At 57.8% G+C, this 14,916-nt stretch carries 11 protein-coding genes and 1 riboswitch; of the genes, 4 read left to right on the forward strand and 7 right to left on the reverse strand.

The annotated features are described in order from the left end of the window. Nucleotides 1-264: 264 nt before the first annotated feature. Nucleotides 265-1,326 (forward strand): nucleotidyltransferase domain-containing protein, encoded by a 1,062-nt coding sequence (locus tag J2X72_RS24920; RefSeq protein ID WP_310076391.1) that lies wholly within the window; start codon nucleotides 265-267, stop codon nucleotides 1,324-1,326. A gap of 53 nt (nucleotides 1,327-1,379) precedes the next feature. Here J2X72_RS24920 and gcvP read toward each other — a convergent pair whose 3' ends face one another. The 4 genes from gcvP to J2X72_RS24940 form a co-directional block, all read right to left on the reverse strand. After that, on the reverse strand, nucleotides 1,380-4,178 hold the full coding sequence (gene gcvP / locus J2X72_RS24925) for an aminomethyl-transferring glycine dehydrogenase (protein WP_405044778.1): 2,799 nt from the start codon (nucleotides 4,176-4,178) through the stop codon (nucleotides 1,380-1,382). Between the two features lie 6 nt (nucleotides 4,179-4,184). Then, a complete protein-coding gene (gcvH, locus tag J2X72_RS24930; protein ID WP_112532235.1) occupies nucleotides 4,185-4,553 on the reverse strand; it encodes a glycine cleavage system protein GcvH in 369 nt (122 codons plus the stop codon). 5 nt (nucleotides 4,554-4,558) lie between these two features. Beyond that, nucleotides 4,559-5,662 carry a glycine cleavage system aminomethyltransferase GcvT gene (gcvT, locus tag J2X72_RS24935; protein ID WP_310076394.1) on the reverse strand — a complete coding sequence of 368 codons (1,104 nt, stop codon included), beginning with the start codon at nucleotides 5,660-5,662 and terminating at the stop codon, nucleotides 4,559-4,561. A gap of 156 nt (nucleotides 5,663-5,818) precedes the next feature. Continuing rightward, nucleotides 5,819-5,917: riboswitch (glycine riboswitch) on the reverse strand. A gap of 125 nt (nucleotides 5,918-6,042) precedes the next feature. Then, nucleotides 6,043-7,092, reverse strand: coding sequence for an adenylate/guanylate cyclase domain-containing protein (locus J2X72_RS24940; RefSeq protein ID WP_210002577.1), 1,050 nt, complete (start codon nucleotides 7,090-7,092; stop codon nucleotides 6,043-6,045). Between the two features lie 206 nt (nucleotides 7,093-7,298). Here J2X72_RS24940 and J2X72_RS24945 point away from each other — a divergent pair, with 206 nt between their 5' ends. Continuing rightward, the gene (locus J2X72_RS24945; RefSeq protein WP_310076396.1) at nucleotides 7,299-8,285 is read left to right on the forward strand and encodes an ATP-binding cassette domain-containing protein; all 987 of its coding nucleotides are present in this window, start codon (nucleotides 7,299-7,301) and stop codon (nucleotides 8,283-8,285) included. Further along, a complete protein-coding gene (locus J2X72_RS24950; protein ID WP_310076399.1) occupies nucleotides 8,285-9,091 on the forward strand; it encodes an ABC transporter permease in 807 nt (268 codons plus the stop codon). The genes J2X72_RS24945 and J2X72_RS24950 overlap by 1 nt, the downstream gene beginning before the upstream one ends. A gap of 60 nt (nucleotides 9,092-9,151) precedes the next feature. On the opposite strand, the gene J2X72_RS24955 is transcribed toward J2X72_RS24950, so the two are convergent. The 3 genes from J2X72_RS24955 to J2X72_RS24965 are packed head-to-tail and all read right to left on the reverse strand — an operon-like array spanning nucleotide 9,152 to nucleotide 13,608. After that, nucleotides 9,152-11,548 (reverse strand): aldehyde dehydrogenase family protein, encoded by a 2,397-nt coding sequence (locus J2X72_RS24955; RefSeq protein WP_310076400.1) that lies wholly within the window; start codon nucleotides 11,546-11,548, stop codon nucleotides 9,152-9,154. Nucleotides 11,549-11,559: 11 nt separating this feature from the next. Further along, complete coding sequence (gene deoC, locus J2X72_RS24960; RefSeq protein WP_310076402.1) at nucleotides 11,560-12,564, reverse strand: deoxyribose-phosphate aldolase; 1,005 nt, start codon at nucleotides 12,562-12,564, stop codon at nucleotides 11,560-11,562. A 48-nt stretch (nucleotides 12,565-12,612) separates the two neighbouring features. Then, nucleotides 12,613-13,608 (reverse strand): sugar-binding transcriptional regulator, encoded by a 996-nt coding sequence (locus tag J2X72_RS24965; protein WP_310076406.1) that lies wholly within the window; start codon nucleotides 13,606-13,608, stop codon nucleotides 12,613-12,615. A 202-nt stretch (nucleotides 13,609-13,810) separates the two neighbouring features. On the opposite strand from J2X72_RS24965, the gene J2X72_RS24970 reads away from it, so the two are divergent. Further along, on the forward strand, nucleotides 13,811-14,749 hold the full coding sequence (locus tag J2X72_RS24970) for a threonine/serine dehydratase (RefSeq protein ID WP_310076408.1): 939 nt from the start codon (nucleotides 13,811-13,813) through the stop codon (nucleotides 14,747-14,749). Nucleotides 14,750-14,916: the final 167 nt, after the last annotated feature.

Consider the following 14,916-nt stretch of genomic DNA (forward strand, 5'->3'; position numbering starts at 1 on the left):
CATTCATATTCAACTGACGGAAACGACAGGGCATTGCATCCTCCTGAAAACAAAGAGGGTTTAGTATCTGTTGCAGTTGAAAATAGAATGTGCCCTCCGTCGACGATGAAGTTGCATAACCTTAGTTATGGAACGCGGTGCATTATCCCTCTATGAGCGCAATTTTGTTTCGTTGGGGATAATATGTTATAAATCAGCATTTTAAACTTAAACAGATGTGATATTATCCCTTTCGTACTCCATTTGCTGCCTTATAGGGATAAGATGAGTAAATTCAATGAACTATCCTCCGAACAGATCCGTCAGCACATCGATACGGCACAGGCTTATGAGGTCTATCGGACCAGCTTGAAGGAATATGAGCAGCGCTTTTCCGGGTCGATGTCGTGGAAGAAAAGCACGAATGACAAGGAATATCTCTACAAAAAAACCAACGGAATATGGAAATCTTTGGGCCCGCGATCGCCTGAAACCGAGACGATCTATAACCAGTTCCATGCTGGCCGCGACAATTCCAAGGAGCGCGTAGCGCGCTTGGCGCAACGCCTGGACGAATTGGCGCCGGTCAATCGAGCGATGGCGTTGGGTCGTGTACCGCTTTTGACGGCACGTATTCTCCGTGCGCTTGACAAGCTTGGTCTTATCGGCACGGCCATCGATGTTGTCGGCACCAATGCATTGTTTGTCTATGAACGCATGGCCGCCGTTCACATCACCAGCGGATTGCTTTCAACGCAGGATGTCGACTTGTTGATGGATTCGCGATTCAACCTGCGGCTGATAACCAGGGATTTTTCGCACAAAGGATTGATCGGCCTTCTGCAGAAAATCGACCATTCCTTTGTGCCATTAGCAAAGAACGGCTACCGGGCAGCGAACCGGGATGGTTTTTTGGTGGACCTCATCAAACCCGTACCGAAAGACGTCATGTCATCAAAAGAAAAGACACGTTTCAGCGCTGATGCCGACGATCTGCAGGCAATCGAAATCGAGGGGTTATCCTGGCTGGTCAACAGTCCGAAAACGCAGGCTGTAGTAATTGATGAGCGAGGCTACCCATTGGCCTATTCTTGTCCAGACCCCCGAGCCTTCGCGCTGCATAAATTGTGGTTGTCACGGCGTGTCGATCGCGATGCGGCCAAGCGTATGCGGGACGGACAGCAAGCACGGATCGTCGCCGAACTTATCTCCAAGCAACTGCCGCATCTTTCCTTTGAATCCAGCGACTTGCAGGCCTTGCCGCTTGCATTGCGTCAGCTGGCAACGGAACTCGTTCCCGGCCAAGGCAACAGTCATGAAGAATTGCACCTCACACCAAACTGGTGACTGAAGCGCTGCGGCGCCGAAGTGCATCCCGGCGCCGCAGCAATGGTCAAGGTTTAGCTATAAGCCTGCATCGGCGGGCAAGAACAGACCAGATTACGGTCGCCAGCAACATTGTCGATGCGCGAAACCGGAGGCCAGTATTTCGGGTTGTCCTCGCTTTCACCAGCTGGAAGGCTTGCCTGGCTGCGGCTGTAAGGATGTGACCAGTCGTCGGCCAGAACATCACCGGCTGGATGGGGTGCATTGACCAGCGGATTATCGTCCTTCGGCCACTCACCGCTCACGACTTTTGCCGCCTCATTGGCAATGGCAATCATCGCATCGCAGAAACGGTCGATCTCACGCTTCGATTCCGACTCGGTCGGCTCGACCATTAGCGTTCCAGCTATCGGCCAGGACATGGTCGGCGCGTGAAAGCCATAGTCGATGAGCCGTTTGGCAATGTCCTCGACATTGATCCCCGCGCTTTCCTTCAGCACCCGCGTATCGAGGATACACTCGTGCGCCACACGGCCATTGCGTCCTTGGAATAGCACCGGATAGGTATCCTTCAGCCGTTCGGCAATATAATTGGCATTAAGGATTGCCATTTCCGTGGCACGCTTCAATCCGTTGCCACCCATCATTCGGATATACATCCAGGTGATAGGCAGGATCGATGCACTGCCGAATGGTGCAGCCGACACCGCCTGCCCCGAACCCTTGGCGACATGCCCAGGCAGGAACGGTGCCAAGTGCTTTTTGACGCCGATAGGCCCTACACCCGGACCACCTCCGCCATGCGGAATGCAGAAGGTCTTGTGCAGGTTCATATGACAGACATCAGCGCCAATATCGCCGGGACGAGCCAGACCAACCAGCGCGTTGAGGTTGGCTCCGTCGAAATAGACCTGGCCACCATGATCATGGATGATGGCACAGATATCCTTCACACCTTCCTCAAAGACGCCATGCGTCGAAGGATAGGTGATCATCAGCGCTGCAAGGTTTTCGCTGTGTTTCTCGGCCTTGGCCTTCAGATCGTCGAGATCGATATCACCCGCGTCTTCGCAGGCGACGACGACTACGCGCATGCCCGCCATATGCGCGCTGGCAGGGTTGGTGCCGTGTGCGGATTCCGGAATGAGGCAAACATCGCGATTTGCGTCGCCACGGTCGAGATGATAGCGGCGGATGGCAAGCAGACCCGCATATTCACCTTGACTGCCTGCATTCGGCTGCAGGGAAACCGCATCGAATCCGGTAATCTCGGATAGCCACGCTTCAAGATCATCCGTCAGCGATTTATACCCGAGCGCGTGATCGGATGGCGCAAAGGGGTGCACATTGGCAACGCTTTGCCAGCTGACGGGCAGCATTTCAGCTGCGGCGTTGAGCTTCATCGTACAAGAGCCCAGCGGGATCATTGCCCGGTCAAGTGCCAGATCCTTGTCGGCAAGCCGGCGCAGGAAACGCATCATCTCGGTTTCGGAACGTTGCTGATGAAACACGGCCTGGGTCATGAATCCCTCAGCTGGCCGGGTGCTTGGCAGCTTTACACCGGGATCGTTCGGCAAGCTTGCACCGAACAGCGCTGCAAGTGCGCTGAGGTCCCCATCCGTTGTCGTCTCGTCAACCGTAATGCCGAGCCGGTCCTGATCGATGACCCGGAGCAAGCGCCCGCCCATTTCGGCAGCGTCAGCAATGGAAGCCGCCCTGCCGGGGAGGCTGACCGTTATCGTATCGAAGAAACGTTCGCCGCCAAGCTTGAGACCGGCAGCCTCGAGTCCCGCCGCAAGACGTGCAGCTCTTGCATGAACTTGGGCAGCGATAGCCTGAAGTCCCTGCGGACCATGCCAGATGGCGAAGGACACCGCCATATTGGCAAGCAATGCCTGCGCGGTACAGATATTCGATGTCGCCTTGTCGCGGCGGATATGCTGTTCGCGCGTCTGCAGCGCAAGGCGGTAGCCCGGCCGTCCCTTGCTGTCTACCGACTGGCCAACCAGGCGTCCGGGGATAAGCCGGGTAAGATTATCGCTCACCGCGAGATATGCTGCATGCGGTCCACCATAGCCGATCGGAACGCCGAAACGTTGCATGGAACCGGCCGCGATATCCGCCCCCAGCGAAGCAGGCGAAGCTGTGATCGTCAGCGCGAGGGGATCAGCGACCGCAATAACCAGCGCGCCGGCCGCTTTTGCAGCCTTGATGATCGCCGAGTGATCGCCATAGACACCATAGGTGTCAGGCCAGGGCACGATGACCGCCGCGACGCTGGAATCGATCTCGCCGCCGTTTACATTCATGCCAAGCGGCTCGGCGCGGGTCCTGATCACATCGAGTATCTGCGGATGCACCTCTCCAGCAAGGACGATGCGGTTGCGCTTTTCCCGATGATGACGGTAGGCGATACCAACGGCTTCCGCCACAGCGGTCGCCTCGTCCAGCAGCGATGCGGACGCAACCGGCAAGCCTGTCAGTTCTGTCACCAGTGTCTGGAAATGGAACAGCAGCTCCAGCCGTCCCTGACTTATCTCTGACTGGTAGGGCGTATAAGCCGTATACCAGGCGGGGTTTTCAAATAGATTGCGCTGGATGACCGCAGGTACATGCGTGCCATGATAGCCCTGTCCGATAAAGCTCTTGTGGGTCTTGTTCCGACCCATCTTGAGGCTCAGTTCTGCCAATGCCTCCGCCTCATTGACGGCTTCAGGGATATCCAACGGCCGTTCCAGACGAATGGATTTCGGCACAGCCTGCGAAATAAGGGTTTCCAGCGAGGGAATGCCTAGTGCCGCCAGCATTGCGCGTGCGCCCTGTATACTCGGGCCGATATGGCGGTCGGAAAAGGGGAAAATGCTTCTATTCATGATGGATCAACCAATAATCGCTTTGTAGCCGGCCTCGTCGAGCAAGCCGGTCAACTGGTCCGTGTCGGACAGTTTCATCTTCCATAGCCAGCCATCGCCGGTTGCCGAAGAATTGACCAGCGCTGGATCGCTTGCCGTCGCTTCGTTGACTTCAGTCACTTCGCCGTCCAGCGGCGCATAGACATCCGAAGCCGCCTTGACCGATTCCACCACAACAGCGGCATCGCCCTTCGACAAGGATTGACCGACATCCGGCAATTGAACGAAGACGAGATCACCAAGCTGGTCCTGCGCATGGTCGGTAATACCGACGGTGGCAATGCCATCCTCGACGCGAACCCATTCATGATCTTCGGTAAAATATGTGGCTGCCATCTGAATTATCCTTTGTGGTAGCGATGTGGGATGAAGGGAAGTGAATGAACGTGCAGCGCAATGCGGTTACCGCGCACTTCGGCGAAAACCTGGGTGCCAATCGGGGCGAAATCCTTGCCGACATAGCCCATCGCGACAGGAAAGCCTGCCGAGGGGCCGAAACCGCCCGATGTCACCACACCGACCGCATTGCCGTGGATATCGACCAGAATGGACTCAGACCGCACTGGCTGGCGGCTATCAGGTTTCAGACCCACGCGTTTTCGTGCCGCGCCCTTGGTGATCTTGTCGAGCAGAGCTTTGGCACCGATGAACCCGGCCTTTTCGCGCACTGGCTTGGTGATCGCCCAGGTGAGACCCGCATCGACGGGATCAATCTCGGGCGTGATGTCCTGGCCGTGCAGGCAGAGACCGGCCTCCAGTCGCAGACTGTCACGCGCAGCAAGGCCAACCCACGCCACGCGTTCGTCTGCGAGAAGCGCGGTCACGAGTTCGCGCGCTTCGTTTGCGGGCAGACCGATCTCGAAACCGTCCTCGCCCGTATAGCCCGAGCGGCTCATGAACCAGCGAGGCTTGGGCTCGAAGCCATGCATGAACGCAAGCTCTGTTCCGGGAACCCCGGCCACGCGCAGCACATCCACCGCTTGCGGTCCCTGAATTGCCAAAAACACACGATCGAGCGCGTCGATCTTGCAATCAAAGCCCTTCCCAACGTCGCGCAAATGCGCTTCGTCAGCGGCTGCATTGCCGGCATTGGCGACGACCATGAAATGGTCTTCGCTGAGCCTCGTGACAATCAGATCATCGAGAATGCCCGCCTGCTCGTTGAGGAAGAAAGTATATTTGGATTGCCCTGTCTCCAGCGTATCCGCGCCCAACGGGCAAACGTGCGATAGCAGTGCCGCTGCTTCCGGTCCTGCAACATCAAACAGCTGCATGTGCGAGATATCGAACAGCCCGGCTTTCTCGCGTGTATGCAGATGCTCTTTCATCACCCCCAATGGATAAGTGATTGGCATAGACCAGCCTGCAAACCCGCCAAAGCGCGCACCGGCGGCTTTATGCAGATCGTCAAGCGGCAATGATTTGAGGTTTTTTTCAGCGCCCATTTTTACTCCAGAGTCGTGCAAAGATCTCCGCCACAAGGACGGACCGTGTCTTTGCCCCTCTGTCGGAAGCCTGAGAGACTCGCGCAGCTGACGACTTGCGTCCGGTTGCACTTACACCTTCGGCGCGAGGTTTCCCTCGACTTTCCAGAGTTGTCTTATCCTTTTGCGGTTCTTGCTACCTGAGAGATTTCGGGCGATTTCCCCTTCGGTGGACCTGCACATCGCTGTGCAAAGACACTCTCCCGCAAATTGACAGGGCCCTTGATTCTACAATCGAAGACCCTCGACGAAGGAGACCATATCGCACCGCACAAGCGCTGTCACCGCCCAATCCGCTAATTTGACGCTTTGTGGACAGAAATTGTCGAGGGCAGGATATACTAGGCACTCCGAGCCACCAGCTTTAGCGCAGGTTCCTTCTCCCGCGTCAGCGCCATGACGCCGAGCGACTGTCCCCTGCCCTTCAGCGCGTGCTGGCCGAGATATTCAGCTTTGATGTCGCCGGAAAAATCCAGGCGTTTCGCCAGGTCACTCGAAATCAGTATCGGCACGCCGAGTGCACGAGACAAGCCTTCCAAACGTGCTGTCGTATTCACGGTATCGCCAAAATATGCGATCTTGTGGTGATCCACTCCGACTTCTGCGGTGACAATGGGCCCGCCATGCAGTGCTATGCGCAGACGCGGCACCCGGCCGAATTTCTGCAACCATTTATCAGCGTCGGCCTCGATCGCGTCCACGATTGCGAATGCACACTTCACGCAATTATCTTGTCTCACGCCGCGTGCCATCGGCCAGGTGATAATGGCGGCATCACCGACATAATCGTCAATGGTACCTCGATACTGTCGCACAGGTTTGGCAAAAGCCGTGAATAGTGCGCTGAGAAACTGCTGCGCGCGCAGATCCCCGTATTCCTCTGCAAAAGACGTAGATCCGACAAGATCGATGAACAGGAATACCCGCTCTTCTTCGATGGGTTTGCGGTACCGGCCAAGAAGCAGACTGGCGAAGACGTCTCGGCCGAGCAGTTCGCGGACGCGGGTGACAAAACTTAGGATCAGCGATACGCCGATGGTGTAAAGCAGGATATCCGCCGGCAAAATGACGGCTTCCTGCCAAGTTATAGCCTTCAGACGCCCCAGGGACCAAAGCAGAGCACCACAGGCCGCGAAGGCCACGCTGACCATCAAATAGAAAACGAGAAGGGAGAAAATAATATAGGCCGGGGTCGAAAGAGATGTAACCCAGGCGTTCAAACGCGGCAGCAGCAGGCCCCGCTCAAAGGCAATGACCGGAACACAGACAAACAAGGCAAAAACGGCGCCAATCAGTGACCAGTCATCATAGAATATCGCGCCATAAATCATGCCGCTTACGGCAATAGCGCACAAAACGAATATCCAGAAGCCGAAGGAATATCTGTTCATGATACCAGCATTGTGAACATTGAAGCTTTCCGAACAATTATTGCACGGTATTTCTATCTGTCATTCGTCCGGCGAGACGGCAGATTTCAGGCAGCTGCCTGCGACACTTTGACAGAAAACGCGGGCATTGCTATCTATCCGCCCCGCCGCTGCCCATCTTGCCGCTGACTCATCGTCGGCCAACCGCAAATTGAAGGACCGTGACGATGCCCGATACCACCCAACTGCCGAAAGAGGCCGCCATCGAGGCACGGGGCCTCAGCAAATATTTTGGCGATGTGCGTGCTGTGGATGGTATTGATCTTGATGTGCCGCGCGGCATGATATTCGGCATTCTGGGCCCGAATGGTGCGGGCAAGACGACTTTGCTGCGTATGCTGGCAACATTGCTTCCCCCCGATGCCGGCTCGGCAAAGGTACTGGGATTTGATCTCAAACGGTCGCCGCACGAGATCCGCGGTTCCATCGCCATGACCGGGCAGTTCGCCTCGCTTGACGAAGATCTGACCGGACGTGAAAACCTGATCCTGCTGGCGCGGTTATGGGGATTTCGCGGTCAAGCCGCAAAGCAGCGGGCAGACGATCTTCTCACCGCCTTCGATCTTGCAGATGCCTCCGCCAAACAGGTCAAGGATTATTCCGGTGGCATGCGGCGCCGCCTGGATATCGCAGCCTCGCTCGTGGTTACGCCGGGCGTCTTGTTCCTGGACGAGCCGACGACCGGGCTCGACCCCATGGCGCGCAAGGGCGTCTGGCGCATGATCCGCTCGCTCTCCGAGGCAGGCGTAACCATTCTTCTAACGACGCAATACCTGGAGGAGGCCGATCAGCTAGCCGCGCGCATTGCCGTGATCAATCATGGCAAGAAAATCGCGGAAGGCACGAGCCGCGAGCTCAAGGCGGCAACGGGGTCGGGCTTCCTGCATCTGACATTGCTCGATGCAACACGTATCGAGGAAGCCGAGCGTCTGCTGGCCGAAATAACCGGCAGCCAGGCGCAACGCAGTTCTGAAGGCGCGGCGCTGTCACTGATGGTTGATTCGCCACAGAACGCCAATCGCGGTCTGGCTGCGTTGATCGCCGCAAATATCGAACTTGCCGATTTCTCGATGGGCGCGCCCAGCCTCGACGAGGTGTTCTTCGCTTTGACCGGGCACATCACGGAAAGCCAGCCTTCTCCGGGAGCAGCGTGATGGATAAGGAAACCGTAACCACTTCGCTCATCTACGCTACCCGTCCGCCGCAACCTTCGGCGGTGTCAAATGCGCTCGTTTTCGGTTGGCGTGCCGTCCTCAAGTTCAAACATATTCCAGAGCAGCTCTTCGACCTGGTCATGACCCCGATCATGTTCACCCTGTTGTTCACCTTCGTTTTCGGCGGCGCGCTTTCAGGTTCTACGGCGGCCTATCTGCAATATTTTCTGCCCGGCATTCTGGTCCAGACCGTGGTGTTCAATTCGATGTACTCCGGCATGGGGCTGAGCACCGATCTGGGCAAGGGTCTGTTCGACCGCTTCCGTTCACTGCCGATCTGGTCGCTGTCACCCTTCGCCGGTCTGATGGTGGGCGACATCCTGCGCCATCTGATCGCGTCGCTGCTTATCCTGTTCATCGGCGTCCTCCTCGGCTACAGGCCGGAAGGCGGCATCATAGGCGTCGTCGAAGCGCTCCTCCTGCTGCTGGTGATCGGCTTCGGGTTCGGCTGGATATTCCTGGTGCTCGGGCTGGTCATGCGCACGCCCAGCACCGTTATGACCATGGCCTTTACCGGCATCATGCCCTTGGTCTTCGCCTCCAACATCATGGTAGACCCGGCAACAATGCCTGGTTGGCTGAGGGTCTTCGTGGATGTCAATCCGGTGTCGTTGATGACAACGGCTATGCGCGGTCTGATGGCAGGAAATGTCACCGCCGCCCACCTGGGCGCGGCCCTTGTAGCGCCGATATTACTGACTGTCGTCCTTGCACCGCTGACGCTTTGGCTCTATCGCCGGAAATAAGCGGCGACAAAAATTTTGGTGCCGGGCTGCAATTCGCCATTGCACCCGCCCTGGCGTACTCTACTCGCCATAGGGCACCCAGATGTTTTTGATCTGCACGGCGCGTCGCAGATAATCTTTGCCCTGCCCGTGAGCACTGAGCCAGTCGCGTTGGCGTCCATTGTTGACCCACGTCGCCTTGAGGTTTCCGCACGAAGCCTTTTCTACCATCGTGCTTCCCTCTTTCGTGCCGACATACCAGATCGCATCGACCTCATCGTGCTCGGCCAATGTCCTGGCCAGAACATCGCGTTCGCCCGTAACGATGTTGACCACGCCGCCTGGAAGGTCCGACGTGTCGATCACCTGATAAAGACTGGTTGCCAATAGCGGATGCCGCGTCGAGGGCACGGTCACCACGCGGTTGCCCATGGCAATCGCCGGCAAGACCAGAGATACGAACGACAACAGCGGCAATTCGTCAGGGCACACGATACCCATGACGCCCCAAGGCTCGTTCATCGCCAACGTTACATGGCGTGATTTGGTCGAATGCACGGCTCCATCATATTTGTCTGCCTGGGCAGCGTAATAGAAGATACGGCGGAGAGCGACGGCAAATTCCTCGGTTGCGGCCTTGGCGCCAACGCCCACAGTTTCAACCAGCAATGCTTCGAATTCCGCCCGTCGTGCATCCAGGTTCTCGCCGAGATAATACAAGACCTGTGCGCGGTTGTGGGCCGTCACGCCGCTCCATGAGCCTGCCTTCGCCGCTGCCTCTACCGCATTGCGAATATCCTTGCGGTTGCCGATGCCGGCCTGGCCGACCACCTGTCCGCTCTTCGTCATGACAGAGTAGGAGTATCCGCCGTCCGGCCTCGCCTGCTTGCCGCCAATGTAGTTCTTGGCCGTGCGATCGATCATCCCATAGTCAGCGATCTTCGCATGGCCCTGCGGAGCAGCCGAAGGCATGAACGCCGGTTCGGCTTTAGCGAGGGGCAGCCGTTTTTCCCAATCGGCCGTAAGATACTCGTAGAGCCCCTCGCGACCGCCTTCGCGGCCAAATCCGCTTTCGCGGTAGCCGCCGAATCCGGCGCCGGCATCGAGCAGGTTGGTCGAGTTGATCCAGACGACACCGGCCCTGACCCGGGCGGTCATATCGAGCGCAAGATTGATATTCTCCGACCAGATTGATGCGGCAAGCCCGTATCTGGTGTTGTTCGCCAGAGCGATTGCCTCATCCGGCGTGCGGAAGGTGGTCGCCGTGGCGACTGGACCAAAGATTTCGACTTCGCAAACCGTTGACGCCGGCTCGACATCGGTGAAGAAGCCGGGGGCAAAATAGCTACCCTTGGCCGGTAGTTTTACGGGTGCCTGCCACAGTGTTCCACCTTCAACCTTGCCTTGCTCGACCAGTGCCGAAACGCGTTTTAACTGCCCTGCCGAGACAAGCGCTCCAATATCCATGGTCTTGTCGAGCGGATCGCCGACGCGCAACGTTTGCATGCGCTGGCGCAGCTTGTTGTAAAAGCGATCTGCGATGCCTTCCTGAACGAGGATTCGTGATCCGGCGCAGCACACCTCGCCCTGGTTGAACCAGATTGCGTCGACCACGCCTTCCACCGCACCGTCCATGTCCGCATCTTCGAAGACGATGAACGGCGACTTGCCGCCAAGCTCCAGCGACAGCTTTTTCTCCGAGCCGGCGATCTGTTCGCGAATGATGCGGCCAACTTCGGTCGAACCGGTAAAGGCGACCTTATCGATATCCTCGTGGCCGCAGATCAGTGCTCCGGTTGAACCGTCGCCGTGCACGATATTGACAACACCGGCGGGCAGGCCAATTTCATGGCAGACTTCGGCAAAGGCGATTGCCGTCAGCGGCGTCAATTCCGCCGGCTTGAGGACAACCGTGTTGCCGGCTGCCAACGCCGGAGCGATCTTCCACGCCAGCATCAACAGCGGGAAATTCCACGGGATCACCTGCCCGCAAACACCCACAGGGGAGAAGCCTTCGAATTCGGTCTCGACCATCTCGGCCCAGCCGGCATGGTGGTAAAAATGCCGGGCGACCAAGGGGATATCGATATCACGCGTTTCGCGGATGGGCTTGCCATTGTCCATGGTCTCGAGAACCGAGAAAAAACGCTCACGTTTCTGGATGTGGCGGGCGATGGCATAGAGATATTTGGCGCGCTCATGGCCCGGCAATTTGGACCACGTCCCGAAGGCGGCACGTGCGGCTTTGACCGCGGCATCGACGTCCGCTTTCGCACCGTGCGCAACCTTCGCCAGCACTTTTTCGTTGGCCGGATTGACCACTGTGAAGGTCTTGATGCCTTCACTTGCGGTAAATTTGCCATTGATGAAATGACCGAAGCCCTTTTTGTTGGCATCGAGCCATGCCTGAACGTCACTATTGCTCTCCGGAGCCGGGCCATATTCCATCGTGCGAAGGATGTCCTTGATTTGTCCCATGATTGTGTTCCTTATGCGAGGGCGTGGCGCGAAGACGCGGCGTAGCGGCCCGTCACGTAATGTTCCAGCTGCCGTTCGATATCGCCGAGCATCGAACTCGCACCGAGGCGAAAGAGCTCAGGCTGCATCCATGGCAGGCCAAGTTCTTCCTTCATCAGGATCAGCCAGTTCAGCGCATCCTTGGCGGTCTTCATGCCGCCTGCCGGCTTGAAGCCGACGGTCTGGCCCGACAATTCGCCATAGTCGCGCAAGGCGCGCAACATGATCAGGCTGACTGGAAGCGTGGCATTCACTTCCTCCTTGCCCGTCGATGTCTTGATGAAATCGGCGCCGGCCTGCATCGCAACCATCGACGCGCGATAGACGTTGCGCAGCGTGTTAAGATCGCCGGTTGCCAGGATCGCCTTCAGATGTGCATCGCCTGCCGCTTCTCGCATCTGCGCGATCTCATCGTACAGCGCTGACCAGTTTTGGGTCAGCACGTGTTCGCGGGTAATAACGATGTCGATTTCAGCGGCCCCCTCTCCCACGGCATAGTGGATCTCGGCAAGGCGCTGCGGCAGCGGCGTGAGGCCAGCCGGGAAACCGGTCGCCACCGAGGCCACAGGTATGCCGGCCCCCTGCAATGCTTTCACCGCATGCGGCACCATTGTCGGATAGACGCAAACAGCACCAGTCGTGATGTTCGCATCGGCAAGGCCGAGGGCCTCGAGTATATCCTCTCGAACCGGACGCTTTGCTTTGGCGCAAAGCCGATGGACGCGACCCGCCGTATCGTCGCCGGCAAGCGTGGTCAGATCAATGCAGGTAATAGCCTTGATCAGCCACGCCGCCTGATATTCCTTCTTCACTGTCCGGCGTGTCGTCAACGTCGCAGCGCGGCGCTCCGTGGCCGAGCGATTGACGGCGACATCGTCGAACCAGTCGAGCGCGAGCTTGGTGCCGGTGTTGCGCGCTAGCGCATGCTGGACTGCCAAGTCAGTCCCCTTTGATACCAAAACATCCTGGCGGTTCATCCGCGATCCTTCCTGTGATCGACACGGCAATTCGTCGCCTCACGCGTGTCAGACACCATTTTGATTTTCCAATGCATAAAGTGCTGTTGCTTCGTCCGTGATGATGACCGACACATAGCCCGCTTTCAACGCTGCAACGGCGACCCGGTGCTTGTCTTCACCCGCAACCACGCCGATGGCTTGCTGCTTGGTCTTCAGATGCTCGAGCCGCATGCCCACGGTGCGATCGTCGATAGCCTCATCGATTATTCTGCCATTCTCATCGACAAACCGCCCAAGTATGTCGCCAACGGCGCCCGCATCCTTGAGCCTGTCCATATCGGCTTCATCAAGATAGCCATTGCTGAGCAGCACCGACTGATGGTTGATGCCGCCCATGCTGAAGCACACGACATCCGCCTGTATGGCGAGTTGCAGTACACGCTCGATGATCGGGTCTTCTTCCAGCACCTCGCGCGTGCTTTTCTTGCCGACAATTGCAGGCACCGGTAGCAAGGTCGCGATCCCGTTGGCAGCGCGGGCAAATTCTTCCGCAACCGCGCTTGAATGCGTCGACGTCGAACGCAGATTTGTCGCGCCATTAACCAGCACCACATGCACACCCGGGTTCCAGTTGCCCGGCAAAAATCGCGCAACGGCAGACATGGTGCGGCCCCAGGAAACCCCGATCAGTTCGGATTTCGGGGTGAGCCCGGCAAGATAGGTCGCCGTGGCCTGTGCCACGCGTTCGGTCAAAAGCGCAGAGTCCGTCATCTCCCCGGACGGAACGACGATCGCGTCTTTGAGGCAATATTGCTGCTGCAATCGCACTTCGAGATCGGTCCGGCGCATGACCCTTGGAGTAATCTCTATGCGGACGACGCCGAGCTCTCTTGCCTCGGTCAGCAACCGGCCGATCTGCCAGCGGGTCAAACCGAGTTCAGCCGCGATATCGCCCTGCGTCCACTCCAGATCATAATAGAGCTTGGCGACGCGCACCATCAAATGTTCGCGCTGCTCGTCCGATGGAAGCCTATTCGATGATTGGAGGCGAATTTCATTCATAGCTGGGGCACACCTCCCTTCACACGCAATTTAAGGATCAACAAATGCAGATTTATTGCTCTTTTGTGAATTCGTACTCCTGGATATGATTGGAGTCAATGACGGTTTCATGCTGGCTTAGCCAATGATCAATCGTTTGCACTTGCTTCCTCGCCTCGGCCACCACTATTCTCCGCACCTGTCCTTCCCGAGCGAGAATCCCATGAACTCCCTGATCACGCCTGAACGAATTACCGAGATCGAGCGGTTGATCCGCCCGCATGTCCGTCACACACCAACCTTGCGGGTCGACATGACCGATTTCGGGCTTGGACGGCGTCCGATCGATCTCAAGCTGGAATATCTGCAGCATTCGGGTTCGTTCAAGGCGCGCGGCGCTTTCACCAACCTCCTGACCCGCCCACTTCCGCAGGCTGGTGTCGCGGCAGCATCCGGTGGCAATCATGGCGCCGCGGTCGCCTACGCCGCGATGCGGCTAGGCGTACCCGCAACGATCTTTGTTCCGAGCGTCACCTCCCCGGCCAAGGCCGAACGCATCCGCGGCTATGGCGCAGCTCTCGTCATCGGCGGCGATCGCTACGCCGACGCCTTGGCCGCGAGCGAGAAATTCGTCGAAGAGAGCGGCGCCTTGGCCGTCCATGCCTATGACCAACCCGAGACGCTGCTCGGCCAGGGCACTCTCGGTGCCGAGATCGAAGCTGATCTTCCCGATATAACGACACTGTTGGTTGCGGTGGGCGGCGGTGGACTTATCGGCGGCATCGCCGCGTGGTTTAAAGGCCGTGTGAAAATTATCGCCATTGAACCGGAGGGCTCGCCAACGCTGCATATGGCACTTGAGGCCGGTCAGCCTGTCGACGCGCCGGCGGAAGGTATTGCCGCCGATTCGCTGGCGCCGAAACAGGTGGGCAAACTGATGTTCCCGATCGCCCAGGCTTTCGTCGACCGCTCGGTGCTGGTTTCCGACGATGACATCCGCGCGGCGCAAATTGCGCTGTGGGACAAGATCCGCATCGTTGCCGAACCGGGCGGTGCGGCCGCCTTCGCCGCAATCTTATCCGGCAAGTATGTTCCGGCACCGGATGAGCGGGTGGCGGTTCTCATTTGCGGAGCGAATACAACAGCTGTGAAGTTCGGCTGAGGATGCCGATGGTCCGAGGAACCGCAAAACGCAAAAACCCCGCTTGATGCGGGGTTTTTGTTTCGGTCTCGGTCGAACGAGAAGCTGGAATGATTTGGTTGCGGGGACAGGATTTGAACCTGTGACCTTCAGGTTATGAGCCTGACGAGCTACCGGGCTGCTCCACC

It is taken from the genome of Phyllobacterium sp. 1468 (genome assembly GCF_031455525.1).
Classification (GTDB): domain Bacteria; phylum Pseudomonadota; class Alphaproteobacteria; order Rhizobiales; family Rhizobiaceae; genus Phyllobacterium.